23 protein-coding genes and 2 pseudogenes are annotated in these 25,422 nt (G+C 62.3%); 7 read left to right on the top strand and 18 right to left on the bottom strand.

All coding sequences use genetic code 11. The annotated features are described in order from the left end of the window. Positions 1-27: 27 nt before the first annotated feature. Positions 28-927, bottom strand: a complete 900-nt coding sequence (locus tag CAF53_RS03105; RefSeq protein WP_046763223.1) for a VOC family protein — start codon at positions 925-927, stop codon at positions 28-30. A gap of 123 nt (positions 928-1,050) precedes the next feature. Here CAF53_RS03105 and CAF53_RS03110 point away from each other — a divergent pair, with 123 nt between their 5' ends. Then, positions 1,051-1,953, top strand: coding sequence for a LysR substrate-binding domain-containing protein (locus CAF53_RS03110; protein WP_046763224.1), 903 nt, complete (start codon positions 1,051-1,053; stop codon positions 1,951-1,953). An 11-nt stretch (positions 1,954-1,964) separates the two neighbouring features. Here CAF53_RS03110 and tcuA read toward each other — a convergent pair whose 3' ends face one another. Continuing rightward, positions 1,965-3,416: an FAD-dependent tricarballylate dehydrogenase TcuA gene (tcuA, locus tag CAF53_RS03115; protein WP_100237294.1), complete on the bottom strand. Its 1,452-nt coding sequence runs from the start codon at positions 3,414-3,416 to the stop codon at positions 1,965-1,967. 141 nt (positions 3,417-3,557) lie between these two features. On the opposite strand from tcuA, the gene CAF53_RS03120 reads away from it, so the two are divergent. From CAF53_RS03120 to CAF53_RS03140, 5 genes are read left to right on the top strand one after another with little or no spacing between them, the layout of a single operon-like run. After that, positions 3,558-5,867: a TonB-dependent receptor gene (locus tag CAF53_RS03120; RefSeq protein ID WP_100237295.1), complete on the top strand. Its 2,310-nt coding sequence runs from the start codon at positions 3,558-3,560 to the stop codon at positions 5,865-5,867. Between the two features lie 28 nt (positions 5,868-5,895). Continuing rightward, positions 5,896-6,489: an isochorismatase family cysteine hydrolase gene (locus tag CAF53_RS03125; RefSeq protein WP_100237296.1), complete on the top strand. Its 594-nt coding sequence runs from the start codon at positions 5,896-5,898 to the stop codon at positions 6,487-6,489. 4 nt (positions 6,490-6,493) lie between these two features. Then, complete coding sequence (locus tag CAF53_RS03130) at positions 6,494-7,342, top strand: isocitrate lyase/PEP mutase family protein (RefSeq protein WP_100237297.1); 849 nt, start codon at positions 6,494-6,496, stop codon at positions 7,340-7,342. Positions 7,343-7,346: 4 nt separating this feature from the next. Beyond that, positions 7,347-8,762, top strand: a complete 1,416-nt coding sequence (locus CAF53_RS03135) for an FAD-dependent oxidoreductase (RefSeq protein WP_197707352.1) — start codon at positions 7,347-7,349, stop codon at positions 8,760-8,762. Beyond that, entirely contained in the window at positions 8,759-9,511 is a 753-nt protein-coding gene (locus tag CAF53_RS03140; RefSeq protein ID WP_100237298.1) for an SDR family NAD(P)-dependent oxidoreductase, read from the top strand. Before CAF53_RS03135 ends, CAF53_RS03140 begins: the two co-directional genes overlap by 4 nt. Positions 9,512-9,553: 42 nt before the next feature. Here CAF53_RS03140 and CAF53_RS03145 read toward each other — a convergent pair whose 3' ends face one another. The 14 genes and pseudogenes from CAF53_RS03145 to CAF53_RS03210 all read right to left on the bottom strand — a co-directional run bounded on the left by CAF53_RS03145 (position 9,554) and on the right by CAF53_RS03210 (position 20,324). After that, positions 9,554-10,243 (bottom strand): ABC transporter ATP-binding protein, encoded by a 690-nt coding sequence (locus tag CAF53_RS03145; protein ID WP_100237299.1) that lies wholly within the window; start codon positions 10,241-10,243, stop codon positions 9,554-9,556. After that, entirely contained in the window at positions 10,240-11,490 is a 1,251-nt protein-coding gene (locus tag CAF53_RS03150; RefSeq protein WP_100237300.1) for an ABC transporter permease, read from the bottom strand. The genes CAF53_RS03145 and CAF53_RS03150 overlap by 4 nt, the downstream gene beginning before the upstream one ends. After that, the gene (locus tag CAF53_RS27975) at positions 11,487-12,038 is read right to left on the bottom strand and encodes an efflux RND transporter periplasmic adaptor subunit (RefSeq protein WP_242443375.1); all 552 of its coding nucleotides are present in this window, start codon (positions 12,036-12,038) and stop codon (positions 11,487-11,489) included. The genes CAF53_RS03150 and CAF53_RS27975 overlap by 4 nt, the downstream gene beginning before the upstream one ends. After that, positions 12,039-12,485, bottom strand: coding sequence for a biotin/lipoyl-binding protein (locus CAF53_RS27980; RefSeq protein ID WP_242443376.1), 447 nt, complete (start codon positions 12,483-12,485; stop codon positions 12,039-12,041). A 54-nt stretch (positions 12,486-12,539) separates the two neighbouring features. Further along, entirely contained in the window at positions 12,540-13,040 is a 501-nt protein-coding gene (locus CAF53_RS03160; protein ID WP_100237301.1) for an Hsp20/alpha crystallin family protein, read from the bottom strand. A gap of 541 nt (positions 13,041-13,581) precedes the next feature. After that, a protein-coding gene (locus CAF53_RS03170; RefSeq protein ID WP_100237303.1) for an IS5 family transposase occupies positions 13,582-14,339 on the bottom strand; the annotation gives its coding sequence in 2 pieces (ribosomal slippage) (positions 13,582-14,003 and positions 14,003-14,339; 759 coding nt in all). A gap of 457 nt (positions 14,340-14,796) precedes the next feature. Further along, positions 14,797-15,957 carry an acyl-CoA dehydrogenase family protein gene (locus CAF53_RS03175; RefSeq protein WP_100237304.1) on the bottom strand — a complete coding sequence of 387 codons (1,161 nt, stop codon included), beginning with the start codon at positions 15,955-15,957 and terminating at the stop codon, positions 14,797-14,799. Continuing rightward, positions 15,954-16,763 carry a citryl-CoA lyase gene (locus tag CAF53_RS03180; RefSeq protein WP_197707353.1) on the bottom strand — a complete coding sequence of 270 codons (810 nt, stop codon included), beginning with the start codon at positions 16,761-16,763 and terminating at the stop codon, positions 15,954-15,956. Before CAF53_RS03180 ends, CAF53_RS03175 begins: the two co-directional genes overlap by 4 nt. Next, positions 16,747-17,391: an acyl-CoA dehydrogenase gene (locus CAF53_RS03185; protein ID WP_100237306.1), complete on the bottom strand. Its 645-nt coding sequence runs from the start codon at positions 17,389-17,391 to the stop codon at positions 16,747-16,749. The genes CAF53_RS03180 and CAF53_RS03185 overlap by 17 nt, the downstream gene beginning before the upstream one ends. After that, a complete protein-coding gene (locus tag CAF53_RS03190) occupies positions 17,388-17,582 on the bottom strand; it encodes a LysR family transcriptional regulator (protein WP_100237307.1) in 195 nt (64 codons plus the stop codon). The genes CAF53_RS03185 and CAF53_RS03190 overlap by 4 nt, the downstream gene beginning before the upstream one ends. Then, positions 17,554-17,978 (bottom strand): annotated as a pseudogene (locus CAF53_RS03195) (IS3 family transposase); the annotation flags it as partial. The pseudogene CAF53_RS03195 and the gene CAF53_RS03190, both read right to left, overlap by 29 nt. Continuing rightward, the gene (locus tag CAF53_RS03200; protein ID WP_100238674.1) at positions 17,968-19,047 is read right to left on the bottom strand and encodes an IS630 family transposase; all 1,080 of its coding nucleotides are present in this window, start codon (positions 19,045-19,047) and stop codon (positions 17,968-17,970) included. The gene CAF53_RS03200 and the pseudogene CAF53_RS03195, both read right to left, overlap by 11 nt. Before the next feature lie 107 nt (positions 19,048-19,154). After that, positions 19,155-19,316, bottom strand: a pseudogene (locus tag CAF53_RS03205) (transposase); the annotation flags it as partial. A 351-nt stretch (positions 19,317-19,667) separates the two neighbouring features. Further along, a complete protein-coding gene (locus tag CAF53_RS03210) occupies positions 19,668-20,324 on the bottom strand; it encodes a TetR family transcriptional regulator (RefSeq protein ID WP_197707354.1) in 657 nt (218 codons plus the stop codon). A gap of 95 nt (positions 20,325-20,419) precedes the next feature. Between CAF53_RS03210 and CAF53_RS03215 the strand changes: the two genes are divergently transcribed. Then, a complete protein-coding gene (locus tag CAF53_RS03215; RefSeq protein WP_100237308.1) occupies positions 20,420-21,397 on the top strand; it encodes an NAD-dependent epimerase/dehydratase family protein in 978 nt (325 codons plus the stop codon). 116 nt (positions 21,398-21,513) lie between these two features. Here CAF53_RS03215 and CAF53_RS03220 read toward each other — a convergent pair whose 3' ends face one another. After that, positions 21,514-23,832 carry a TonB-dependent receptor gene (locus CAF53_RS03220; RefSeq protein ID WP_157801200.1) on the bottom strand — a complete coding sequence of 773 codons (2,319 nt, stop codon included), beginning with the start codon at positions 23,830-23,832 and terminating at the stop codon, positions 21,514-21,516. 283 nt (positions 23,833-24,115) lie between these two features. After that, complete coding sequence (locus CAF53_RS03225; RefSeq protein ID WP_100237310.1) at positions 24,116-25,207, bottom strand: zinc-binding dehydrogenase; 1,092 nt, start codon at positions 25,205-25,207, stop codon at positions 24,116-24,118. Between the last annotated feature and the right edge of the window lie 215 nt (positions 25,208-25,422).

The raw sequence follows: 25,422 nt of genomic DNA on the forward strand, positions 1-25,422 counted from the left end.
TGCTCCCTGATTGGGTTGGGGCCGTTGTCAGTCGGCCATGTTCATGTTGCGGGCGTGACCCCAGTCCGACATGCGGTCGTAGATTTGCGGTTCCCAGCTCACCTCGTCGATCACCAGACCGCCATGACCCAGTTCCATCCCGAAGCCCGAAGGGGTCCGCATGTAGAAGCTGAACATCTGGTCATTGGGGTGATGGCCCAGTTCCAGGACGATCGGGATGCCGGCCTTCTTGGCGCGGTCGCAGGCCAGGCCGACGTCGTTCATGTCCCGATATTCCAGCATCAGATGATTGAGCCGCTTGGACGACGGGAAGGAACCGGTCGCGAGCGAGTGGTGACGGCCGGTCGCGCTATGGAAGAAGGTCGCGTCCGCATAGACGCCGGGGGCGATCAACTGCCGGATGCGGTCGCTGTAGCGCAGACCCAATATGTCGCGATACCAGGCGACGCCCTCGTCATAATCGCGCGAGACCGGCAGGATATGGCCGATGCCGAGATCGCCGGTCATGAAGCCGGGACCGCGCAGGATGGGCGAAAGATTGCCGCCATCCGGGATCAGGCCGGTCCGTCCGCTGAAAAATTCATGGATGACCCCATTGGGATCGGTAAGGCTGTAGAGCCGCGTGACAGAGCGCGCCGACGCCCGTTGCGCATCTTCCTCCCGCACATCCGCTCCCTTGGAGCGAAGGGCGGCGACATAGGCTTCCAGTTCCTCGGCCGAACCGACATCCCAACCCGCATGGGTCAGGTCATCCTCCGTCGCCTGCGTCGCCAGCATCCGCCAGGGATGATCGTCCATGCGCAGCCCCAGGCTGCCGTCGGGGGTCGTCGTCGTGCCAAGACCTACGATGTCGGTGGCAAAGCCCCGCCAGGCCGCCAGGTCGCTGACGCCAAAAACCACATAGGCGAGATTCTGCAGTTCTGCCATCGATCCACTCCTGCCTCTCGCTTGCCGCGAGCTGATGGGACTGGATTAGCGCCGCCCGCCTATTGTCAGAAACGATATATTTAGATAGTCACTATCACCACAAACGATTAATGAGCGAGAGCGATGCAACTGAGGGATTTCGACGTCAACCTGCTGGTCACGATGGAAGCGATCTGGACCAACCGCAACGTGTCCAATGCGGCAAAGACGCTGAACCTGGCCCAGTCCACGGTCAGCGCCGCGCTCAACCGGCTGCGGCTGGCGCTGGACGATGAACTGTTCACCTGGACGGGCAGCGAGATGGTGCCGACGCCGCTGGCGGAACAGATCATGCCCGACGTATCACAATTGCTGAACGGCGTGCGCGCCGTCATCACCAAGTCGCGTGGTCAGATCGACACTGTCGAACGGCGCCTGGTGATTGCGACGGCAGACTATGTCGCGGCATTGGTCGGCGGCCAGTTGCTGATGCGGGCGGCCAGCGAGGCACCACAACTATCCTTCGACTTTGTGGAGATCAGACCACAATTTCTTAATCGCTCGACACGGCCGGACATCGATCTCTTCATCTTTCCGTCCAATGCCCTGCGCGTATCGGGGATGGAGCGGCAATTGCTCTATCGTGACAGCTATGTCTGCATCGGCGCAGAAGACAATGACGCGCTCTATCCCGGCATGTCGGCCGACGCATTCCTGGGGCTGCGCCATGTCGGCTATTCGGCGCTGCCCCGCGTATCCTTCAACCACGAAACGATGCTGTGGGACGAATTGGGCAAGGCCCAAAATCTGCGACTGACCATGGGCAACTATCTGATCTTTGCTCGGATCGTCGCGAGCAGCGACGCGGTGGCGATCCTGCCCAAGCGGCTGGCCGTGACGCTCCAGGGAGAATGGAAGCTCAAATGGATCGAGCCTCCCCTACCCACTCCCGAAATCGATATCTCGGCCACATGGCGACCGGACCAGTCGAAGGATATCGCGCTTACCTGGCTGCGTCAGGCGCTAGTCGATATCATGGGGGATTAGGGCCCGGCAGGTCATCCTATGGCGGCCTGCTCCCCCGCGATCCGCCCGAAGACCGCGCCGCTGGTCAGGCCCGCACCGCCGGGATAGCGATCATAGTAAAGCCCGCCGACCAACTCGCCCGCCGCATAGAGGCCCGCGATCGCCTCCCCCTCCTCGCTCTGCACGCGCGCCTGCTCGTCGATCGCGAGGCCACCATAGGTCAAAGTGATGCCGCAAGTGACCTCATAGGCGACGAAGGGCGGTTCCCGCAGCGCCCGCGCCCAATTGCTCTTGTTGATGACGAGCCCCCGGGTTCCACGGCCATCCTTCACCGCCGGGTTGAAGGGCATGCCATCGTCCACCGCCGCGTTGAAATCCGCGATCGTCCGCAGCATCGCATCGCGGTCGATGCCCTCCAGCTTGGCGGCCAGTCCTTCGAGCGTGTCCGATTCGAACCGCGCGGCACGGGGCACGCGATATTCGTCGGGCAGGATAGGGATCGATTGAGCGTCGAACAGTTGCCAGCCCGTTCCACCCGGCTGACGCAGGATTGCCGCACCCATTTTCGAATAGATATAGTTGCGGAAATCCGATCCCTCATCGAAAAATCGCTCGCCATTGCGGTTCACGACTATACCCAGCGTAAAATAATTCTTCTGCTGGTTGAGCATGGCGATATTGCCGAAGTCCTCGGCCCCGGCATCGAAGAATACGCTGTGGCAGCCCGACCAGTTGCCATGCGACCGTGCGCCGATGGCGAAGGCGGCCTGGATGACATTGCCGGTGTTATAGCGCGAACCCCGGACCTTCGCCAGATCCCATCCCTGCCCCAAAGTGCGCACCCGCCATTCGCTGTTGGCGTGATAGCCGCCCGACGCCAGCACGACCGCGTCGGCGTGCAGAGGCTCGCCATTGACGACGACACCCTCGATCCTGTGGCGATTGCCGATCAGTTGCTCGACCTTATGGTCGTAACGGATCGTGACACCCAGCGCCTCGGCCCGGCGGAACAGGGCATCGACAAGGCCCACGCCGCCGCCCGCCGTCTCCACGGTCAGCCCGCCCCAGAAGATGTTGCGTCCATCGACCTTGAAGGATTGCCGGCCATAGGCCGGCAGGAAACGCACGCCCTGGTCACGCATCCATGACAGGGTGGGCAGGCTCTGCTGCACCAATATGTCGATCAGCAGCGGATCGGCGCGATAGCCGCTGAGCTCGCACAGATCGAGATAGAATTTCTCCGCATCATAGCGCCCGAAGTCGCTGCCGTCGCGCTCCTCCTCCGTCAGGTCGGGAACGAGCCGGGCAATATCCTCCACCCCGTCATAGACGGTGCGGAAGCATCCGCCGGTAAAGGCGGAATTACCGCCCCGCGCCGTTTCGGGCGCTCGCTCCAATATCGTGACCCGCGCGCCCGCCTCCGCCGCGGCAATAGCCGCGCACAACGCCGCATTGCCCGCACCCACTATCACCACATGTCGCATTCGCCCCTCCTATCACCATAGACGATAATCGCTATCGATAATTATCGCTTCATTCGATGATGGAGATGTTCTAGTCCTGTGGTCAAGAGAAAAGCCGAAGTCGTCGCCAAACAAAGACGCAGGCAAGTGGGAGGGAAGAAGATGACGTTCACGCGTCTTGCAACAGCCGTGTCCGGCGCCGCACTTACGACAGCGCTTCTGTCGGCCGCGCCCCTCCTGGCACAGGAGGCGCCACAACCCGACAATAATGTCGACATCATCGTCACCGCGACCAAGCGCGCGGAATCGATCAACGACGTCCCCATGTCGATCAGCGCGGCATCGGGAGACGAACTGGTCAAGGCCGGTATCCAGAGCGCCAACGACCTCGGCAAGATCGTGCCGGGCTTCACCTTCACCCAGTCGGCCTACAGCACGCCGGTCTATTCGCTGCGCGGCGTGGGCTTCTACAATTACGACATCGGCTCGACACCGACGGTGACAGTCTATCAGGACGAAGCGCCCCTTCCCTTTTCGGCGATGACGCGCAGCGCCAGTTTCGACCTGGAACGGGTGGAAGTGCTGAAGGGCCCCCAGGGCCTGCTGTTCGGGTCCAATTCGACCGGCGGTGCGGTGAATTATATCGCTGCCCGGCCGACCGACCATCTCAGTGCCGGTGCCGACGCCAGCTACGGCCGTTTCAACAGCTGGGATCTGGGCGGCTTCGTCTCCGGTCCCATCAGCGATACAGTCGCGGTACGGATCGCCGCCCGGCATGAGGGATCGGGCGAATGGCAGCACAGCGCGACCCGGCCAGATGACGGCAACGGCAAGCGCGACTTCACCCAGCTTCGCGGCCTCATCGATTATAATGGGGGACGGCTGAAGGCGAAGATCGGCTTCAACGCCTTTTGGGACAAGTCCGACGTGCAGGCGGCGCAGCTTATCCAGGTCAATCCGCTGATGCCGCCTTTCGTCGATCCTCGCCTTGCGAACCAGCCGATCGTCAATTCCGATGCTCGCGTCGGCGATTGGACGGCGGGCCTTAACCCCCGCCGCGACGACCGCCAGTGGCAGGTGACGGGACGGTTCGACTATGAGCTCAGCGACAGCGTCACGCTGACCTCGCTCACCTCCTATTCCGATTACAGGCAGCATGATGTGGTCGATCCGGACGGCACCGCGCTGGTGATGGTCGATACGATCGACAGCGGCCGGATCAAGGCCTTCTTCCAGGAAGTGCGGCTTTCGGGCGAGTTCGGTTCCGGCAGCCGCTGGATCATCGGCGCCAACCATGAAAACAACAAGGTGGACGAGACCCAGCGGCTGACATCGACCGAAGCGTCGGGCTTCGCGCCGTTCGCCGTCTTCTTCGGCCTGCCGGTGCCCGACCAGATCCCGATCACATCGGAGCAGCGGTTCAAGACCTATGGCGTCTTCGGCAATGTCGATCTGGCGCTCAGCGACAGCATCACGTTGCATGGCGGTCTGCGTTACACCGATACGTCGGACAAGTTCACCGGCTGTACCGGCAACAGCGCCAATGGCAGCCTGGCGATCGGCCTCGGCATCATCACCCAGGGCGATCCCCTGGCTCTCGGGCCCAATCCGCAATGCACCCAGCTCAACGCCACGCTGCAACCGACCATCACGCGCACCAAGCTGGCGCAGGACAATCTGTCATGGCGCGCCGGCATCGACTTCAAGCCAGACCAGGACACGCTGCTCTATGCCAGCGTCAGTCGTGGCTACAAGGTCGGCGCTTTCCCGCTGATCCCGGCATCGTCGGACTCCCAATATACGCCGGTAACGCAGGAAAAACTGACCGCCTATGAAGCCGGTTTCAAGCTGACGCTGCTGGACCGGAAACTGCAACTCAACGGCGCGGTCTTCCATTACGACTATCGCGACAAGCAGACATTGGGCAGCGTCATCCTGACGCCGAATATTTTCGGCCCGCTGAACCTGCTGGTCAACATCCCGAAGTCGAAGGTGACGGGGGCAGAACTTCAGGCTGTACTGCGCCCCGTACGCGGCCTGACGATCAACGCGGGCGTGACTTATGTGCGCAGCCGCATCGGCGATTTCGTCAATTTCGACCCCTATGGCGTGGTCGAGAATTTCAAGGGAGAGGCCTTCCCCAACACGCCGCGCTGGCAGTGGTCGGTGGCCGCCGATTATGAATTCCCACTATCATCCACGCTGAACGGCTTTGTCGGCGGCAACATCAACGGGCGAAGCAAGACCAACGGGGCACTCGGCCAGAATCCGACGCTGGATATAGACGGGTACAGTCTGATCGACCTACGCGCCGGGGTCGCCAATGCCAACGATCGTTGGCGGATCAGCATCTGGGGCCGCAATGTCGGTGACAAATATTACTGGACCAATGCCTACAAGATTGCCGACGTTTCGGCTCGATTTGCCGGAATGCCCGCCACCTACGGGGCAACGCTGTCCTTCCGTTACTGACGATTTATCGAATATTGGAGAATGATGAATGACTGCCGCGCTGCTATTGCTCGACCTTCAAAATGAGATGGTCGACCCCCAGGGCAAGGTCGGCGCCCATGGCCTCGCCCGGATCGTCGAGGAACGCGGCGTGCTCGCCAATGCCCGCCGCTGCCTAGACGCGGCGCGCGGCGCTGGCATGGCGGTCGTCCATGTCCGGCTCGGCTTCCGCCCCGATTATGCCGATTGCCTGAGCGTCGCCGCGCGGATCGGCGGTCTCAAGGCCAATCGCGCCGCCATCGTCGGGGAATTCGGCACCGAATTCCATCCCGACGTCGCGCCCGCCGATGGCGAACTCGTCATCACCAAACAGTGCGTCAATCCCTTCTTCAACACCGGCCTCATGACCTGGCTGATGCAGAAGGGGATCAAGCAACTCTATATGGGCGGGGTCGCCACCCATCTGGTCGTGGAAAGCACCGCCCGTTTCGCGGACGATGCCGGGTTCGCGCCCGTTGTGATCGAGGATATCTGCGCCGCACCCAACCCGGCCCTGCACGATCATTTCATCACCATGATCGCCCCGGCAGTCGGCACGGTCAGCACCACAGAGGCGTTCGTCCAGGCCGCGCAGGGAGGCTGATCACATGACTCTGCGGGAAATCGCGTCACGTCGGACGGCCGTTCTGGCTCCCGGCGCCGCCAACGCCCTGTTCGCGCGGATCATCGAGGATCTGGGCTTCGAATGCGTCTATGTGACGGGCGCCGGCATCGCCAACATGGCATTGGGCGCGCCGGACATCGGTCTCACCACCCTGGACGACATTGCCGGCACCGTGTCGCGGATGGCCGACGCCGTCAGCCTGCCGTTGATCGTCGACGCCGACACCGGCTTCGGCAATGCCGTCAACACGTTCCGCACGATGAAAGTACTGGAACGAGCCGGCGCCTCCGCCATCCAGTTGGAGGATCAGGACTTCCCCAAGCGCTGCGGCCATTTCAACGGCAAGGGCGTGATCCCGCTCGGCGAGATGCTACCGAAAATCCGGGCAGCCGTGGATGCGCGGACCCGCGACACGTTGATCATCGCCCGCACTGATGCACTCGCGGTGGCGGGCATCGACGTGGCACTGGAACGGGCGGAAGCCTTTGTCGAGGCGGGCGCGGACATCACCTTCGTCGAGGCGCCGCGCGATGCGGAGCAGATGCGGCGCATCGCGACGCTATCCGTGCCTCAGGTCGCCAATATCGTCCATGGCGGCAAGACGCCGCCCCTGCCGCAATCGGAACTGGCCGATATGGGTTTCGGCCTCGTCCTCTATGCCAACGCCGCCTTGCAGGCAGCCGTGCGCGCCAGCGCCACCGTGCTCGGTTCGCTCAAGGCGACCGGCTCGCTCGACGCGGTGCATGACCAGCTCGCCTCCTTCGAGGAACGACAGGCAGCGGTGGCGAAACATCATTGGGATGCGCTCGAACAGCGGTTCAAACCGGAGTGAAATCATGCATTTGATCGTTGTGGGCAGCGGCATTGCGGGCCTTAGCGCCGCGCTGACCGGAGCCGAAGCGGGCGCGCGCGTCACGCTGGTCGAACGCGCGGCGGAGGGCGAGCATGGCGGCAACACCCGCTATACAGAAGCCTATCTGCGCATGAAATCGATGGACGAGGTGGCCGACGACTTCATCGACCATTTCATGGCCAATGCCGGGGGCTATACCGACCCCAGCATCGAACAGGAAATGGTGCGCGATCCTTCCGACTGGTCGCCGATCGCGCGCAGCCAATCGATGGTCGACCCGGATCTGCTGTCGGCCTTTGCCGACCATGCCGGGGCGACGCTACGCTGGCTGGAAATGGCGGGACTGCGCTTCGACTTCCTGCCCACCGCCTTCATCACCACCACGACCACGCGCCTGCTGCCGGTCGGCGGCGGATTGGCGATGGTCGAGATGCTGACGGATGCCTGCAAGGCGAAGGGGGTGGACTTCCACTTCGAAACCACCGCCCGCTCGCTGCTGACGCACGACGGACGCGTCACGGGGCTGGCGACAAGCCGGGGGGATGTGGAGGGGGACACCGTGATCCTCGCCTGCGGGGGGTTCGAGGGCAATCCGGAGATGCTCGCCCGCTATGTCGGCCCGCAGGCGATCAACCTGCGTCCGGTCGCGCGGGGCGGTCATTACAACAAGGGCGAGGGCATCCGCATGGCGCTCGACATCGGCGCCGCCCCCAATGGCGATTTCGGCAGCTATCATGCCGAACCCATCGATCCCCGCTCGGGCCTTGCGGAACCGGCGATCTTCACCTTTCCCTATGGCGTGCTGGTCAACAAGGACGGCCTGCGTTTCACCGACGAAGCGCCCGGCACGGTCGATGCCCATTATGAAAATGTCACCCGGCGCATCTACCAGCAGCGCGACGGCATCGCCTGGCTGATCGTGGATGCGCGGATAGAGGACGTCCCCAACTGGCAAAAGGGCAGCCGCACCGACCAGCCCCCGGTCAGGGCGGACAGCATAGAGGCCCTGGCCGACGCCATCGGCGTTCCGCGCGCAACGCTGGCCGACAGCATCGCGCGCTACAATGCGGCATGCGGAACAGGCGAATTCATGCCGCTCGCGCGCGACGGCCTCGCCACCCATGGCCTTATCCCGCCCAAGTCCAACTGGGCGCGGCCGATCGACCGCGCGCCCTATCTCGCCTGGCCGATCATCTCGGCCAATGTCTTCACCTTCGGCGGGCTGAAGGTCGATCGCAACGCCCGCGTCCTGGATCAGGACGGCCGCGCCATAGACGGCCTTTATGCTGCCGGAGAAACGATGGGCCTTTATTATCGCACCTATACCGGCTCGACGTCCGTGCTGCGCGGCGCGGTGTTCGGGCGGCAGGCGGCGCTCCACGCGAGCGCAGGCGCATGAAAACCCGGTTCGCGCTGGACGATATGGTCGTGCTGGTCACTGGAGCGGGCGGCATGATCGGCGGCGCGATCGCAAGGCGCATGGCCGAGGGCGGCGCCCGGCTGGCGCTTGCCGATCGGGAGGCGCCGGCTGCGGCTGGCGACAGCCGCGGCTATGCGCTCGACCTTTCCGATGCGGCACAGGTGCGCGCGCTGGTCGACAAGGTGGTCCGCGATTTCGGGCGGATCGACTGCCTCGTCACAGCGGCCGGCATCACGTCACCGGGATCATTCGAGGACATCAGCCTGGAAGAATGGGACGGGGTGCATGGCATCAACCTGCGCGGCGTCTTCCTCGCCAACCAGGCGGTGATCGCGCCGATGAAGACGGCAGGCTTCGGCCGGATCGTCAATATCGGGTCGGTCCTCGCGAAGAATGGCGGCAACCCCCGGCCCTGGATCGATCCGGCGGAACAGACGCGCGCCGGCAACGCCGCCTATGGCTCGGCCAAGGCGGGCGTGCATGCGCTCACTCTCTATCTCGCGAAGGAACTGGCGGCGCACGGCATCACCGTCAATGCCGTCGCCCCCGGCCCGATCGCCAGTTCGATGACGACCAGCTTCCCCGCCGTGCTGACACAGCAGATTCCGGTCGGCCGGATGGGCAGCGCCGATGAGGTGGCGGGCATGGTCGCATGGCTATGCACGCGCGAAAGCGCCTTCGTCACGGGCGAGATCATCGACGTGAACGGCGGCCTCTGGCTCGACTGACGGTCGGGAACCAACCGGCGCGACGCCGCATCCGACATCCCTCTATCTGCGGACATCGGTTCCGCTGATCCGGCCGTCCAGCATCGATATCTGCACATCGGCAGCGGCGGCCACATCGGGATCATGGGTCACGCACACGACGGCGCGGCCCTGATCATGGGCAAGCGCGCGAAACATCTCCACCACGCGAGCGCTGTTCTGGCTGTCGAGATTGCCCGTAGGTTCGTCGCCCAGCACCAGCACCGGATCGTTCGCGATGGCACGGGCGATGGCGACGCGCTGGCGTTCGCCGCCGGAAAGGCGGTCGGGCGTCTTGTCCATCTTCGCGCCCAGGCCGACTTCGGTCAGCAGCGCCGCCGCCTTCGCCCGCGCATCCGGCAGAGGCAGCCGTCCCAGTCTGCGCATCGGCAGCAGCACATTTTCCAGGGCCGTGAATTCAGGCAACAGGAAATGAAACTGGAACACGAAGCCGAAGTTCGCCAGCCTGATCTGCGCCCGCTCGTCCCCGTCGAGGGAATTCATGTCGCGTTGCTGGAAGCGCAGCGATCCGCTGCTCGGACGGTCCAGCAATCCCAGCAGATAGAGCAGCGACGACTTGCCGCAGCCCGACGGGCCGACGATCGCAACGAAGCTGGCGGGCTGGATCGCGAGCGACACGTCCGTCACCAATGACACGGGCGGCGTACCGGGAAGGTTGCGCGACAGCCCGCCGGCCTCCAGTATCGCGTTCATACCGCGCCCCGCAGGATATCGACCGGATCGACCTTCGCAGCCTTTCGCGCCGGAAGCCAGGCGGCGATCACTCCGGACAGCAGCGAGGCGGCAGCGGCAATGGCATATTGACGCGGCGACCGGTCGAGCGGCAGATATTGATTGTCGCCCGCGATCGGGAATTTCAGCGACCCCAATATCGCCATCAGGCCATAGCCCAGCAGCCATCCAGCGAAGATGCCGATCAGCGCCAGCGCCAGCCCCTCGAACACGAAGATCAGTTGCAGGTCGCGCTCGGAAAAGCCGATCGATCGCATGATCGCTATGTCCCGGCGCTTGTCGGTGACGCTGTTCGACACGACCGTATAGATGCCGAAGCTGGCGACGAGCAGGATCGCCGACACCACGCTGTACATGATGACGTTGCGCGTCACGAGCAGCGAGAGGAAGTCGGCCGACCGTTCCTGCCAGCTTTCCGCCTTGTAGGAAAAGCGCGTCTCTAACCTGCGGGCGACAGGCTGCGCGCCATAGGGATCGTCCAGATGCACGCCGATGCGGTTGACGATGAAGGGCCGGCCGAGCAGCGACTGCGCCTCGCGCAGCAGCACATAGCCGGCCGAGGGGCCGAGTTGGCTCTGCCCGCGCTTGAACAGGCCGACGATGCGCATCGACCTGCTCTTGCCCGACGCGGATGTCGCACCCACCACGTCGCCCATGCCAAGGCCAAGGCGCTGCGCCATTTCCTCACCGATGATGATGCCGCCCTGCGTGCTTTCCAGGTCGCGCAGATGGCCGGTGCGCAGCTTGTCGGCCACGCTGCTCACTTTTTCCTCGACCGATGGATCGACGCCGATGACGGTCAACGCCTCTTCCCGCCCGCCGCTGCGCAGTGTGATGGCACCCGTCAGGCTGGGCGATCCGATCGCGCCGGGCTGGGCATTGACGGCGCGCAATATCTCCGGCCAGCCCCTCAGCCCGCGCACCTCATTGCGTACCTTGTAATGGCGCAGGTCGATGGCCGCGCCCTTATGGACCTCTACGCCCGGTTGCGGATGGGGACTGCGAAGCTCGTCGGAAATGATGATGTGCGGCGCGGCGTCGATCAGCGTCTTGATGAAATCATTCTGGCTGCCGATCATCATCGCCGATACGGCGAGGAAGAAGCCGACGCCCACCGCCACGCCGCTGACCGCGACCAGCGTCTGTCGCCGCCGACCGGCCAGATGCCGGGCCGCGATGCGCCCAAGCAACGGCAACTGCCCCATCATGGCGCGGTCCGCACCCGCATGTTTTCGGCAATCTTGCCCTCGGGTGCCCTGATGACCTTCTCACCGCGCGAAAGGCCGGAAAGGATCTGGACCTCTTTGGACCCGGCTATGCCCGTTCGAACGGACCGGGCATGGGCGCGACCGTCGCCGACGATCCAGACGCGGCCATTCTCGACGGCGCTGGCGGGAACCAGCAGGGCGCGCGGCGCGCGCCGGCTCACGATATTGACTTCGAGCGTGAGGCCGAGCGGCAACGTCACCTGCCCGTCGGTCGCCAGCCGGACGCGGAAAGCGCGCTGTTCGGGATCGCCGCCGGGCGTCACCTCCCGCACATGGGCATTGAGCACCCGGCCTGGCCAGGCGTCGCTGGACATCAGCGCGGCCTGCCCCGGCCGGATGCGGGGCACGTCCCGTTCGTCGACGGTAGCGGTGATACGTATGCGCGCCGGATCGCCCAGCGTCATCAGGGTACGGCTGGGGATGGCGAGATCGCCCGGTTCCACGTCCCGGCGCAGGACGATGCCGTCCATGCCCGAACGGACCACCATCTAGTCGAGCCGGGCGCGGGCGCTGGCTTCGGCCGCCCGCGCGCCGTCCGCGGCGGCCACGGCGGCATCGCGCGCGGAACGCGTGACCCAGCCCTGGGCAAACAGCGTCAGCGTGCGCCGCTCATCCTGAACCGCGACGCGGCGTTGCGCAGTCGCCTGCGCAAGGGCATGGCGCTGCTCCGCATCGTCGAGCAGGATGAGCGCCTGTCCCTGCGCCACGCGACGCCCCTCATCCACAAGCACGTCCCGAACCGGGGCGGTGACGCGCGCGGCGATGGAAACGGGATGTTCCGCTTCGACAAAGCCGGTGGCGTAAACCAGTTCCACCGCTTCGCCGATCCGTCCCGACGCCATCGTCACTAACGGAGCGCGCGACGCAACCAGCCAATATCCCACCGCTGCCGCCAGCAGCGCCGACGGCAACAACCAGAGCGCGACGCGTTTCATGCGGCCCTTATAGCGTCATACGGAAATCATTGCGAAAGCGTTTTGATCGTCCGCTCACGCTTGATTTCCCCCTACAGGAATCCGTCTCGGCTTCTTTGCTTCGGTGGCAAGGCGGGGAACGACCACCTTGAGCAGCCCCTTGTCGAGATGAGCGCTGGCCTTTTCAGCATCGGCTTCGAAGGGGAGCGTGAAACGACGCAGGAAACTGCCCTGGCTGCGCTCGACGAGATGATAATGCTTCTTCTCGTCCTTTTCCTCCCGCTCCTCCTTATGCTCGGCCTTGATCGTGAGCATGCCTTCGTGGATGTCCAGCGACACGTCCTTTTCGTCGAAACCGGGAAGCTCGGCGGTCAGTTCCAGCCCGGCATCGGTCTCGGCAACATCGACCTTGGGTAGCAGGAAAGCCTTGGCGTCACCCGCCGCAGCAGCGGGCCAGCCACGGCCGAAATCATCGACCAGCCGGTCCATCTCCTTCCGGAAATCGGCGAATGGGTCAAAGCCGCCGCGTAACATGGTCCCGCGACCAAAGGGAATCAGCGAACGAAAATCGGTCATTTCTGCTCTCCTTTCTCATGATCCGGGGTCTGCATCGCTTTGCAATGCTCCCCATGATGGCCAGGATTTGTCCGATCATGCGACATTGTCCCCGCCGACACGGACGGCATGCAGTCATCCATGATCGGACAGGGGCGATCGGGCTCCGCCCCAAGAGGCGTCCGGGCCATTTCAGTCTTGTCCTGATGATGTCCCGCATGAGGGTCGGCCGTCTGCGCGGCGGCACTGAAGGCGATAGCCAGCGACAGCATGCCGAACAGGAAATGGCGCATGACCCACCTTCCTTTGCCTGAATATATATCGGAATCTGCGTCGGTGTGCCCCTTTGCGCCATAGGTAAAGTTACGCATCCCGAGGCACTGATCGGGCGGCCCCGCCCGATCAGTGCGGCAGCGGCGCCAGATGCTCGGCACATGTCAGGCAATGGCTGCCAAACCGGGCAGTCGCCATGGCCTGCCCCCGAACGAAGGGCAACGAAAGTGCGGAAATACCCTGGAGATAAGTCGACAAACGCTTTTGAGCCACTAAGGTCTGTGGACATTTACCGACAAGCGATGAGTGTAGCGATTAGGTTGAGGTTGGCTTTGAAGCTGCCATCGGTTTTGTCGTATCTGGTTGCGATACCACGAAATTCCTTGATCTTGGCGAAGTAGTTTTCGACGAGGTGGCGCCATTTGTACATTTGGGCGTCGTAGTCGATGCAAGCTTTGCGATGCTTGCGCGGCGGGATGACGGCTTGCGCCTCTCGTTCGGCGAGTTCCGTGCGTAGCCAATCGGCGTCAAAGGCCTTGTCAGCGAGCAAGGCGTCGAACGTCAGCCCCTCGATCAACGGCCTGACGCCCATGATATCGTTGCGTTGCCCCGGCATCAGAACAAAACGCACCAGATTGCCCAGCGCATCGACCAGAGCCATGATCTTGGTCGTCAGCCCACCCTTCGATCTCCCGATGGCCTGATTGTGAGTCCCCCTTTAGCGCCGGTCGCCTTCTGGTGAACGGAAACAATCGTGCCATCGATGAGCGCATATTCCATATCGGGATCGTCCGACACAGCCTCGAAAAGCCGGTCGAACACGCCATCGCGCGCCCAGCGTCGAAACCTGCGGAAGTTGCTGTTCCAATTGCCAAACCCGGATGGAAGGTCGCGCCACGGCAGACCCGCGCGAACCCGCCAGAATACTGCCTCCAGAAATAAGCGCGTGTCCGCCGCCGTCACACCACGGTCTGTCACTTTGCCGGGAAGCAACCCCTCAAGTCGTTCCCACATCGCATCACTGATAACAAAACGGTTCGGGTCCATGTTCGCGCTCCCAAAAGGAGCTTGAATCACTTCTCAGCCAAAAAGAAAATCCCTATTGTCCACAGACCTTAGTATAATCCTCTATTCGCGGGCTCGATGATAATCATTTTCCGGTGCCGGCACTGCATGAAGATTGATCATGGCCATCCAGAGCGGGATCATGGTCGTCTTCGCAGTCGGCATGAACCGCTGCACGGTGGGGCTTCATAGGTCGATCCTGATGGATTGTCTTACTTGATTGCGGTAGATTGGTCCGTGCGCATTTCTCAACCATTTGGCATTATCCATAAGCCGCCGCGAGATCAGCACTGGAACCGCCGCACTTCTTCTCCCATCCCCTTTTTCCTTAAGAGACATGGGAGACCATCGTGCAGGCGTATCGATGCTGTCCATCCAGCATCATCAAAATGTCGGGACAGAGCGCGTTCCTGTCGCAAATCGCGATCAGCGGGAAGGCTCAGGCTCGGTAGGAGCCTTCGACTATCGCCTTGCCAATATTGTTGCGGTGAATTTCTGTCGAGCCATAGCCGATCGCCATGCCGCGCACGTCGCGATAATGCCTCTCGAACGGGTATTCGGTGGAAAGGCCATAGGCTCCCGCGAGTTGCATCGCGGTTTCCGTGATGCGCATCGCCGCTTCGTTGGTGAATGTCTTCGCGACCGATACATCGATATGATCGACATGGCCGGCGTCGATATTCTTTGCCGCGCGATAGACCAGCGCCCGCGCCGCCTCAAGGTCGATCGCCATGTCGGCAAGCTTCCAGCGCAGTCCTTGAAAATCGCCAATCGCCTGGCCGAACTGGCGCCGGGACGCGACATATTCTGCCGCTTCGTTCAGCGCCGCGGCAGCGACCCCCAGGCAAATGGTCGGATTCCCGGCGATGCGATCCGCGTTGAAGACATTCAGCAGGTCGCGCATGCCGCCGGCGGGAAAGAGAATATTCTCCGCAGGCACATAGCAATCGTCGAAAAAAAGCGGGGCCATGCCGGTCGCGCGAAGGCCGATCAGGTCGAGATGCTCGCCGATCGTGAAACCAGGCGTCCCGCGTTCGACCAACAAGCCCCCCACCCCGGCCAGCCCCTTTGCGTCGTTCATACGCACGAGTACCAGGAAAAGATCGGCGACCTGGGCGCAGGAACACCACATCTTCGACCCGTTCAGTCGGTAACCCTCGCCGTCCGCCACGGCGCGGGACTTCATGGCGCCAAGGTCGGAGCCGGCTTCGGCTTCCGACATGCTCCAGGCGGAATAGAGTTCGCCGGAAACGAAACGCGGCAGGTAGCGCCGCTTCTGCTCTTCCGTCCCCAGATGGAGGATCGCGCGCGGGGTGGCCCCATCCGTGACACTCATCAATATAGCTGTGTTGGCGCAGGAGCGCGCGATCTGCTCATACATGAGGGCATTTTCGAGGACGCCCAAGCCAAGACCACCATAGGCTTCCGGCACGAACGTGCCGGTAAAGCCGTGCTCGGCCAGTATCTTTATATTCTCGATCGGCGGATCGAACTTCCGGTCGGCGTCCGCGGCGATCTCCTGAAAATTATTCTCCGCAATTTGCCTGACCGTATCGCGCAACATGAGTTGGTCGTCGGTCAGCATTTCCGAACCGTTCATGCGTCTTGCCCCTGCTTTGCATTGGCGATCGCGACCGACCGGGCGATTTCTTCTTCGGTGTGCATCCAGATCTGCTTTGCGATGGGATTGCGCAGTTCCTCCGCGATATGGCCGACGAGGCCCACCGACCGGCCAATGACGGCAAGACCGCGACACAGTCTCCAGTCAAGGCCGAGTTCGCAGCACAGTGCGCCAAGGGCTCCCGTCGCGTTCACGGGCATGGATTTACCCGTCCGCGCTTCAGCCGCTGCCGCCACTGCCTCGATCAGGGCGACGAAGCGGCCGCGATATCCCTGCTGCTCCGCAATGGCGAACAGCACCGGCGTACGGGGATCGATCGGTTTGTGCAGATTGTGACCGATGCCGAAGATCGGTCGTCCGGCATCAAGCTCCCGATCAACTATGGTTTTGGCGATGGTATCGATGTCCGCATCGCCGGGCACATCCTTCAACCCGGCATAAAGCATCTTGGCCGCACCTTCGGCGGTGCCCGCGAAGGTCGTGCCCATGCCAAGAAGGCCAGCCGCAACCGCGCCCTGCAATGCTTCGGGCGCCCCGAGGTAGGTCAGGCGCGTCGCGATAGCCATCGGCGTCGCGCCATGTTCGACCAGGGTCAGCAGCATCGCTTCCAGAAGCGTGGTCTGGGCTTTGGACGGAAGCTCTCCGGTCAGTTCCAGCCACGTCATCTCCGCAAAGCCGATCTTGCCGAGCAATTCAGTGCACAGATTGCGACCCTGCACCCAGATCGTATCCGGGACGCTCGCGCCCATGCGCGAAATCATCAGCTTGTCACTCATAAAGATCATACACTTTCTTGGAAATCGAGGCGCGCATCACTTCCGCCGCACCCTCGGTGATGATGAACGAGCGTTGTTCACGCCACATGCGTTCGATCGGCATCTCGGTGGTGAGGCCCATCCCGCCATGCATCTGCATGCAGCGATCAACGGCCCGGAATCCCATTTCCGTCGCCTGACTTTTGGCGATCCATGATTTCAGCCTCACGTCGCGTCCCCGCTCCAGATCCAGCGCGGCATCACGCACCAGCAATCGCGCCTGCTGCAACTCCGCATAGGTGTCCGCGATCATGAACTGGATAGCCTGACGCGCCGCAAGTGGTGCGCCGAACGTCTGCCGCTGCCGGGAATAGGAGATACCGAGTTCAAGGCAGCGTTCGGCAACGCCCAGGGACCGTGCGCCATGACGAAGGATGCGGCCTTCGGTGATCCACTGCTGGGCAAGCGCCATGCCGTCGCCTTCGGAACCGACCAGATTGGTTGCCGGGATGCGGACATTGTCGAATGTCACTTCGCATGGCCTGTCGCCCATCATCGTGTCGTAGTCGGCGGTGACCGACACGCCCGGTGTCCGCATTTCGACGAGGAAACAGCTGAGACCACGCAGGCCCTTCGACTTGTCGGTGTAGGCGATCATGCTATGCCGCGAACCTTTTCACCCGCCTCCCTCGCCCCGGCCAATAGCCGCCGGGCATCCTCGGCAAGGCTTCTGCCCGCCGCGGTCAGCGAGACGTGATGGGTATCCCGAACAAAAAGGATGGCGCCCAGTTCCTCCTCCAACTGCGCGATGGCACGGCTAGGGATAAATCCGATGCTCGGGATGCGGATCGCTTGTGCGAGGACGCTGGTAAATTGCCGTCAGCCCCATCACCGCCATCAGCCGCCGGACCCGGCGGCGGCCGATCGCATGACCCAGACGCCGCAAATGCCGCGCCATCTGACGGCTGCCGTACCACGGACATTCCATGAACGTCTCGTCGATCACCGTCATCAGCGCCAGCGTCTCGTCGGTTTCCGGCACCGGCGTGTAGTAGTAGGACGACCGGCTGATCGACAGCAGCCGGCACTGCATCGCGATCGACAGGTGCTGGTGTGCCGGCTCGATCTTCGATCGCCTCCAGGCCACGCTCATCGACCGGAGGCTTTCGCCAAAAAATCGCGTTCCACCAGCAATTGCCCGATCTTGGCGTGCAACTTCTCGATTTCCGCCTCACTAGTGGATTGATTCCAACACTTGGTGCCCGCGCCTCACAGAGGCGATAATTTCGTTTGGATCGGCCTTCCAGACGAAGGGGCGCGGGTCCTGGTTATGTTCCTTGATGAAGCGATTGATGGCAGCCTGTAGATCGACGACGGAATGAAAGACGCCGTTCTTCAGGCGGCGTCTCGTGAGCTTGGCGAAGAAGCCCTCGACGGCATTGAGCCACGAGCAGGACGTCGGAACAAAGTGAAAGGTCCAGCGCGGATGTCTGGCCAACCAGGCACGGACCTTGGGCTGCTTGTGGGTCGCGTAATTGTCGAGAATGACGTGGATGGCCTTGTCCGCGGGCATCTCGGCTTCGATGGCGTTCAGGAAACGGATGAACTCCTGATGCCGGTGCCGCTGCATATTGCGGCCGATCACGGAGCCATCCAGGACATTGAGCGCGGCAAACAAGGTTGTGGTCCCGTTACGCTTGTAGTCGTGCGTCATGGTTGCCCCGCGCCCCCGCTTCAGCGGCAAGCCCGGTTGGGTGCGGTCGAGCGCCTGGATCTGGCTCTTTTCGTCGACTGACAACACAATGGCGTGGGCAGGCGGCGAGACATAGAGCCCGACGACATCGTGCAACTTCTCGGCGAACGCCTTGTCGTTGGACAGCTTGAAGCTGCGCCACCGATGGGGCGCCAGACCGTGGTCGTGCCAGATCTTCACAACCGACGATGCCGCGATACCAATGGCTTTGGCCATCGCACGCACCGTCCAATGCGTGGCCTCATGGCTGGGCGGTTCCAGCGTCAGCGCGACGACCTTGTCGACCAAAGCCGCATCGAGAGGAGCGATCCCCGGAGGCCGGGTCTTATCGCGCAGCAGCCCATCCACCCCTTCGGCCATGTACCGTTCCTGCCAGCGCCAAACGCATGTCTTCGATTTTCCCGTCGCCGCCATGATCGCCTGGGTTCCCAAGCCCTGCGCCGTCAAGAGAATGATGCGCGCCCGCCAGACATGCTTCTGCGCCGAGCCGCGCGCCGCGACGATCGCCTCAAGCCGCTTCGTGTCCGGTGCGGTGACCTCTATCGCGATACCCGTTCGCATGCCCCATCGTCGCACGACGACGATGGCATGGGAATCCCTCAAACGGACTCATTCGTTCCGATCAATCCACTAGCAGCCTTCGAGCTCTGATCGCCATTATCGAATAGGCTGGCCATCCCATCCATCGCGTGGCGCTTCCATGCCCCGATCATCGTGTGGTGGATGCCATGCTTCGCTGCCAGTTCCGCCAGCGTCAGATCGCCACGGATCGCTTCCATCGCCACCTTCGCCTTGAACTCGGCTCTGTAGCGCTTTCTCGTCGTCTTCATTCCCGTCCATTCCTTCAGGTCGGGATGAGCTTAGCACCCTGTCCGAATTTCCGGCACCACCTCAGATGACCGGCGTCTCCTTCGATCATCGCTGCTGGAGGTCGGGGTGGGCCTTTGATTTTGTCAAGCTACTCGCATGACCTCGCCCGGCAGCATGGCCTGAAAGCGGAATGGCTCAATGCCTTTCGCAGCGAGGCCAGCCGTCAATCGCTCGACCGGATCGTCCCACGCTTCATCGGCCATCCTGAACACGCCCCAATGCATGCCGATCGCGCGTGTCGCCCAAGATCGCTCAGGATCTGGATGGCCTCTTCAGGATCGATGTGCAGGGCGGCCATGAACCAGCGCGGATCACAGGCCCCGATCGGCAGGGGCCGCGCCCTTGTAGCTGACGCCCGCTTCGAACGCGCGGGCCAGCGTGGCTACGGTCGCGCGCAGCATCGTTTCGATCGGCGCCCCCGCAGTCACGAGCTGGGCGACGAATGCAGGGTGGACGTAAATCATCCCGGCATCCCGAACGACGCCAGCCGCGAGTTGCACATCATCCACCTTCCATTCGCCACGCCGGACCGCTTTCTCGATCAGGCGAGCGACGAGCGCCGTGATCCGGTCCGCATAGGCCGCGATCATGTCCGGCCGCTCCACGACGATCCGGCGGTACAGGTTGTGAATTTCCTGATCGCCTTCAAACCGCTCCCGCTTGTGACGATGCAGGTCGAGCAGCATCGCCGTCAGCCTTTCTGCCGGGGGGCCGTCCGTGTCGACGTGCATTGCCGCCAGCCTGGCTTCGTCATCCATCGCTTCCTGGACGATGGCGTCCATGATCGCGCTCTTCGACGGATAGAAGCGGTACAGCGCTGCGTGGCTGACCCCCATTGCGCGGGCGATATCAACGACATTGGTCTTGCTCTCGCCGAAGCGGCGGACTTGCAGCTTTGCGGTTTCCAGTACCTTTGGGGCGGAGAGGGGCGGATCGGTTCGCACTTGCATCTCAGGATAATGCACCACGGCCTGCTCATCAACAATATAGAAGTTACATATTACGTATATTGTAATATGTTTTGAGCCCTGCTATTTCGAGCCGACTCATTGGAGGAAAGGCCATGAAAACTGCATTTGTGACCGGGGCCACCGGGCTGCTGGGGCATCATCTTGTCGAGAAGCTGGTGGAGCGGGGCTGGACCGTGCGTGCGCTACATCGTTCGCCGGGCGATGCAGCGAAGCTGCGGGCGATTGGCGCTCAGCCGGTTGCAGGCACTCTGGACGACCAAGCCAGTCTTCGCCGTGGCATGGCAGGTGCCGATGCGGTCTTTCATGCCGCCGCCCTATTCACCATGTGGGCTCCGTTGGCCGACTTCGAGCGCGTCAACATCCAGGGTACTTCCAATATGTTGGCTGCCGCCCGGGCGGAGGGTGTCGAAGCTTTCGTCTATGTCAGCGCGGCAGGCGTCGTTATGGGCGATGGCAAGCCGATGTTCGACGTTACGGAAGATGCGCCCCTCTCCTATCCATCCTGGGCGCCATATCTGGCCACCAAAGCGCGTGCTCAGGAATTGGTGCTGAAGGCAAACGATGCCGGCGACGTTCGAACCACCGTCATATTGCCGCCGATGATATGGGGCCGCGGCATGCACATGCTCGATAACATCGTCGCAAATGTTCGGGAAGGTCGTTTCAGGTGGCCGGCCGGGGGGCAGCAGATGATGTCCACAGCTCATGTCGATAATGTCTGCGCATGCGCTATCCTCGCCGCTGAGAAGTCGCCCGGCGGCCGCGCTTATTTCGTGTCGGATGGCCAGCACCAGTCGATGCGTGCGGTATTGACCGACCTGCTGGCCACTCGTGGCGTCGCGGTGAAGGCCAGCAATGCACCGCTGGGCATGGCATGGTTCATGGCGACCATCATGGAGTTCATGTGGCGCACCTTCAAGCGGCCCGGCGAGCCGCCACTAACGCGGCAAATGCTGCGATTGGTGGGATATGATTTCACCGTGTCGGACCAACGAGCCCGCGATGAGCTGGGCTATCAACCCGTCACGAATTGGAGCGCGGGCATAGCCGGCATGCGCGCCACCGCCTGACCGGCCGCAAGCCTCGCGACCATGATCATCCCTGCGCGGTTGGACGAAGGACGATGCTGCCGACACCCGCTTCGGGCGGCGGCTAGAGCGCATGGAGAATGCGGTGTGCGTATTCTTCAGAAGCCATATCCAAGAGACACACCGTAGGTGGCGGGCGCTCCCGCGAAGCGGACAACGGCATCGTAGGATTTGACCACATTAGTCCAATAATATCGGTTCGTGACGTTCCGTCCGAATATCATGAGCTTCAGCCTTTCGTCGGGCGCCGACAGGACCGCCCTGAGGTCGAGCAGGGCAAAGTCACGGATTCGGTAGGTTGGATCGACACCGATGATCGAGGACGTACTGCTGTTATAGGACAGCGAGGCTCCAGCCCCGACGCTCCATCCCGACGACAGGCGATATTCATAATCGACGCTGCCGGAACCCTGCCATTTCGGCGAGTAAGGGACACGGGCGCCCGCGAAATCCGAAGGTGTTCCGGCACCATTGACCCCTTGGAATTGGGTGATCTTCGAGTCCACATAGGTGAGCGCGCCAAAGAATCGCAGGCCGGAAACGGGGCGCAGGCTGGCCGACACTTCTCCGCCCTGGACGCGCGACTTGGGAATGTTGACGAGGGCATCGAGCACACCGAAGACGGGGTCGAGAAGCTTCGCGCGTAGCTGCTTGTCGCTATAGTCATAGTAGAAGCCGGCCATGTTGAGCGTCAACGCGCGCCCGAGCAGTTGCGCCTTCAAGCCAGCCTCATAGGCCAGAACGGATTCCTGCGTCACCGGGGCCAGCGCCGCCGTCGTCGATGCCGCCAGGGTCGGGTAGCCGCCCGTCTTGTAGCCCCTGGATATGTTTCCATAGGCCAGGATCGACGGCGAAAGCTTGAAATCAGCGCCGACACGGAACGACAGATTATCCTGTGCAAGCACGTCCCTGTAGACGACCGGGTCGAATGTCGTCTTGTCGAGCAGGACATTGCCGCCCGGAGCGATCGGCATGAACGATCCCTGTTTCAGACTGGCCTGGAGACCGTTGAAGAAAGCCGCCGCCCTCCCGTCCCCTGTGTCGTTGTTCGTCGACGCCGTCGACGTCCTGTCCTTGGTGTAACGGACCCCCGCCTTCAGTGTCAGCCTGTCGGTCAGGTCATAATCCCCGTTCGCGAACAGGGCAAATTGGCGCATCTTCTGCAGGGAGTTGTAATGATCGGATACGAACTGGAATACCGGAACAACGCTCGAGTCATCATAGGTCAGGAAATCATCCTCGAAGACACGGCTCCGCTGGAAATTGCCGCCCGCAATCCAGCGGAACCGGTTCTGCGCCCCGTTCGCCAGCCGCACTTCCTGGAAGAAGGTCTTGATGTTGCCCGTCACAGGATTGATGTCCAGCAGCGTCAGGTTGACGCCGTCGCCTTCGACCACCTGCCGCTGATCATATTTCGCGTAGGAGGATATGGTGGTCAACGTGACGTCATCTGTCAGCGCATAATCGCCTCGCAAGGCGATCTGCCAAAAGCTGCTATCGCCGCTCGGCCGGGAATTGGTGGACCAGTCCGCAGCGCGCGGGCGGGCCGGAGCCGTAGGGTAGGCTGCGGCGGCGGCAGGCACCGTCGCCGGGAGTATGGGATCGAGCTTCAGGAACTGGGCCGCCTGGGGATCAGACCGGTTCTTCCAGGCCGTCGCCGACATCTCCAGCTTGACGCCGTCGGCCGGTTGCCAGTCGAGCAGCAAGCGTCCGACGAGCAGGCGTTTCTTGCCACTGCTGTCGTCGCGCGTGTAGCTATATTGCCAATCGTCGCCATGCACCGCCTTCACCGAAAAGCGGGCGGATAATGTGGGCGTCAGGGAGCCGCTTATATATCCGGTCCCTTCGAATGTGTTGAACCGGGCATAGCTGACATTGATGCCGCCCTCCAAGCTCGTCGTAGGCTTGGCCGCGACATAATTGATCGCCCCGCCCGTCGAGTTGGCACCGAACAGGATACCCTGCGGCCCCTTCAGAACTTCGACCCGTTCGAGATCGAGCGCGGCCTGTGGCGTGAGAGCCGGAAAGGGCAAGGGAATTTGGTCGACATAAACGCTTACCGCAGGCGAGGCCGCCAAGGAACTCTCGTAGAATCCGACACCTCGCAGCGTGTAGACGGGCGTGTCGTTCGGGCTGATCGCGAAGGTCAGCCCGGGAACGATCCTGACCAGGTCCGAAACATTGCCCCCACCGGCGTTCCCAAGGGCTTCGCTTCCGAAGGCAGCGATCGTGCTACCTACGCGTTGAACCGACTCTTCCCGCTTCGAAGCGGTGACGACGATATCGTCGCTCTGATCCGGCGACGGCCCAGATCCGACACCTGGTCGATCCGGCGCCCCCGCAGCCCGAGCCATGGCAGGCTGAGCATGAGCGGGCGATCCGGCAATCGCCACCGCACCTGCAAAGATCAACGTCATCCGCTTATTCATCACCCCTCCCAAGGCTATGATAATTTTGAATGGCAAAGCGGCCGTCCACCTATCGGCACCGCAAGCTTATATTCGGCTCCGCTACCACATCGTCCAATAATATCTGTCAATGCAGGCGATATGCCGATCCCATGACTGGACCGGCGATGGCCGCTACAAGTAACGGGATACGCTGAAGATCGGTGGTGATCGCCCAAGCTACGGAATAGCCAGTCTTCTCGACGAAACCGCAAGAGCTCCCTGTTGGCAATCCGCGGCCGCTACCGCCGGCTCAGGGTTCGATCATGATGTGGATGGCCGACTCCCCGGGTATCTTGCCGGCCAAGAGCTGGAGCGCATATTCAGTGCGTTCGAGCGGGATCGTGTGCGTGTGCATCTTCTCCAATGGGAACCGGCGGGATTCGATAAGCTGGACCGCAATCTCAGTCGTTCGGTACGGGACGGCAGCCATGCCTATGATCTTCAGGTTGTTCCGAACGATAAGATCGGACTTGAGACCTGACACCAGGTCTGACCCATGCGTGCCGGCCAAGCCGATCGTGCCGTTGGGCGCCACCATTGCGACCGCATGATTGATCGACTTGGAATAGTTGGGCGTCGTGTCGACGACGACATCTGCGCCCTTGGGAAGAATCTTGCGGACTTCTTCGACCGGGTCGGTCTCATCGGCGATGATGATATGGTCGGCGCCGAACTCCTTGGCCAGCGCCAGCTTGGCGGCGTCGCGCTTCAGCCCTGTTATGATGATGCAGGACACGCCCACATTCTTGGCGGCGATGACCGAGCATAGGCCCCGCTGCCCGCAGCCGAGGATGACGAGCGTGTCGCCCATCGATGTGCCGGGCCGTTCGACGGCCCAGGAAATGCCCGAGCCCAGTGGATTGTAGAGCGAGGCCAGCTCTGCCGGGATCGTAGAGCTTATCTTGTGGACGAGACTGTGGGGATCGAGATACATATAGTCGGCATATCCGCCCCACAGCGCGGTGCCGCCGACGCCGGCGGGCACATGCCCCAGATAGGGAATATGATCGCGACCGTTGCATACATTATAGTCGCCATGCAGGCAGTTGCGGCAATAGCCGCAGGGTATCGCAGGATCGACGACTACGCGATCGCCCTCCTTGACCCCCCATCGCTTCGCCGCCTTGCTGCCGATCTCTGCAATGATACCAACAGGTTCGTGGCCTGGAACGATCGGGTAACGGATATAGCCCTCCGACTCCCCCACATATTGGGACCAATCGCTTCCGCAGATACCGCATCCTTCCAGTTTCAGCAGCGCGTCGTCGTCTCCGATCTGGGGCAGCGGATATTCTCGCATCTCGATCGCCCGCGGGCCGGTCTGGACGATGGCTCTGCTCATTGTCACTGTTTGCACTGAACGCCCTTCCCAATTGCATTTTAGAATATGTCGCGCCGCGGTGCAAAATGACCGTCGCTCCAACTGTTCGATCAAATAACCAATATACCTGTCCGTCTCTGCGCTACAGAACTCCTCTCGCGCTCGATGTGCCGCCGGACATGGCTCACGCCCGGCGGCAAGATCGTCAAGGTCTATTGGCGTCCTCGACGGGACAA

It is taken from the genome of Sphingobium sp. LB126 (assembly GCF_002795205.1).
Taxonomy (GTDB): Bacteria; Pseudomonadota; Alphaproteobacteria; order Sphingomonadales; family Sphingomonadaceae; genus Sphingobium; species Sphingobium chungbukense.

Excerpts from the sequence above, each read along its gene's own strand:
- CAF53_RS03135 (WP_197707352.1), top strand. The coding sequence starts at position 7,347 with ATGCATTTGATCGTTGTGGGCAGCGGCATTGCGGGCCTTAGCGCCGCG.
- CAF53_RS03120 (WP_100237295.1), top strand. The coding sequence starts at position 3,558 with ATGACGTTCACGCGTCTTGCAACAGCCGTGTCCGGCGCCGCACTTACG.
- CAF53_RS03130 (WP_100237297.1), top strand. The coding sequence starts at position 6,494 with ATGACTCTGCGGGAAATCGCGTCACGTCGGACGGCCGTTCTGGCTCCC.
- CAF53_RS03140 (WP_100237298.1), top strand. The coding sequence starts at position 8,759 with ATGAAAACCCGGTTCGCGCTGGACGATATGGTCGTGCTGGTCACTGGA.
- CAF53_RS03110 (WP_046763224.1), top strand. The coding sequence starts at position 1,051 with ATGCAACTGAGGGATTTCGACGTCAACCTGCTGGTCACGATGGAAGCG.
- CAF53_RS03220 (WP_157801200.1), bottom strand. The coding sequence starts at position 23,832 with ATGACGTTGATCTTTGCAGGTGCGGTGGCGATTGCCGGATCGCCCGCT.
- CAF53_RS03185 (WP_100237306.1), bottom strand. The coding sequence starts at position 17,391 with ATGATCGCCTACACCGACAAGTCGAAGGGCCTGCGTGGTCTCAGCTGT.
- CAF53_RS03145 (WP_100237299.1), bottom strand. The coding sequence starts at position 10,243 with ATGAACGCGATACTGGAGGCCGGCGGGCTGTCGCGCAACCTTCCCGGT.
- CAF53_RS27980 (WP_242443376.1), bottom strand. The coding sequence starts at position 12,485 with ATGAAACGCGTCGCGCTCTGGTTGTTGCCGTCGGCGCTGCTGGCGGCA.
- CAF53_RS03225 (WP_100237310.1), bottom strand. The coding sequence starts at position 25,207 with ATGAGCAGAGCCATCGTCCAGACCGGCCCGCGGGCGATCGAGATGCGA.
- CAF53_RS27975 (WP_242443375.1), bottom strand. The coding sequence starts at position 12,038 with ATGGTGGTCCGTTCGGGCATGGACGGCATCGTCCTGCGCCGGGACGTG.
- CAF53_RS03125 (WP_100237296.1), top strand. The coding sequence starts at position 5,896 with ATGACTGCCGCGCTGCTATTGCTCGACCTTCAAAATGAGATGGTCGAC.
- CAF53_RS03200 (WP_100238674.1), bottom strand. The coding sequence starts at position 19,047 with ATGCGAACGGGTATCGCGATAGAGGTCACCGCACCGGACACGAAGCGG.
- CAF53_RS03160 (WP_100237301.1), bottom strand. The coding sequence starts at position 13,040 with ATGACCGATTTTCGTTCGCTGATTCCCTTTGGTCGCGGGACCATGTTA.
- CAF53_RS03150 (WP_100237300.1), bottom strand. The coding sequence starts at position 11,490 with ATGATGGGGCAGTTGCCGTTGCTTGGGCGCATCGCGGCCCGGCATCTG.
- CAF53_RS03105 (WP_046763223.1), bottom strand. The coding sequence starts at position 927 with ATGGCAGAACTGCAGAATCTCGCCTATGTGGTTTTTGGCGTCAGCGAC.
- CAF53_RS03215 (WP_100237308.1), top strand. The coding sequence starts at position 20,420 with ATGAAAACTGCATTTGTGACCGGGGCCACCGGGCTGCTGGGGCATCAT.
- CAF53_RS03175 (WP_100237304.1), bottom strand. The coding sequence starts at position 15,957 with ATGAACGGTTCGGAAATGCTGACCGACGACCAACTCATGTTGCGCGAT.
- tcuA (WP_100237294.1), bottom strand. The coding sequence starts at position 3,416 with ATGCGACATGTGGTGATAGTGGGTGCGGGCAATGCGGCGTTGTGCGCG.
- CAF53_RS03180 (WP_197707353.1), bottom strand. The coding sequence starts at position 16,763 with ATGATCTTTATGAGTGACAAGCTGATGATTTCGCGCATGGGCGCGAGC.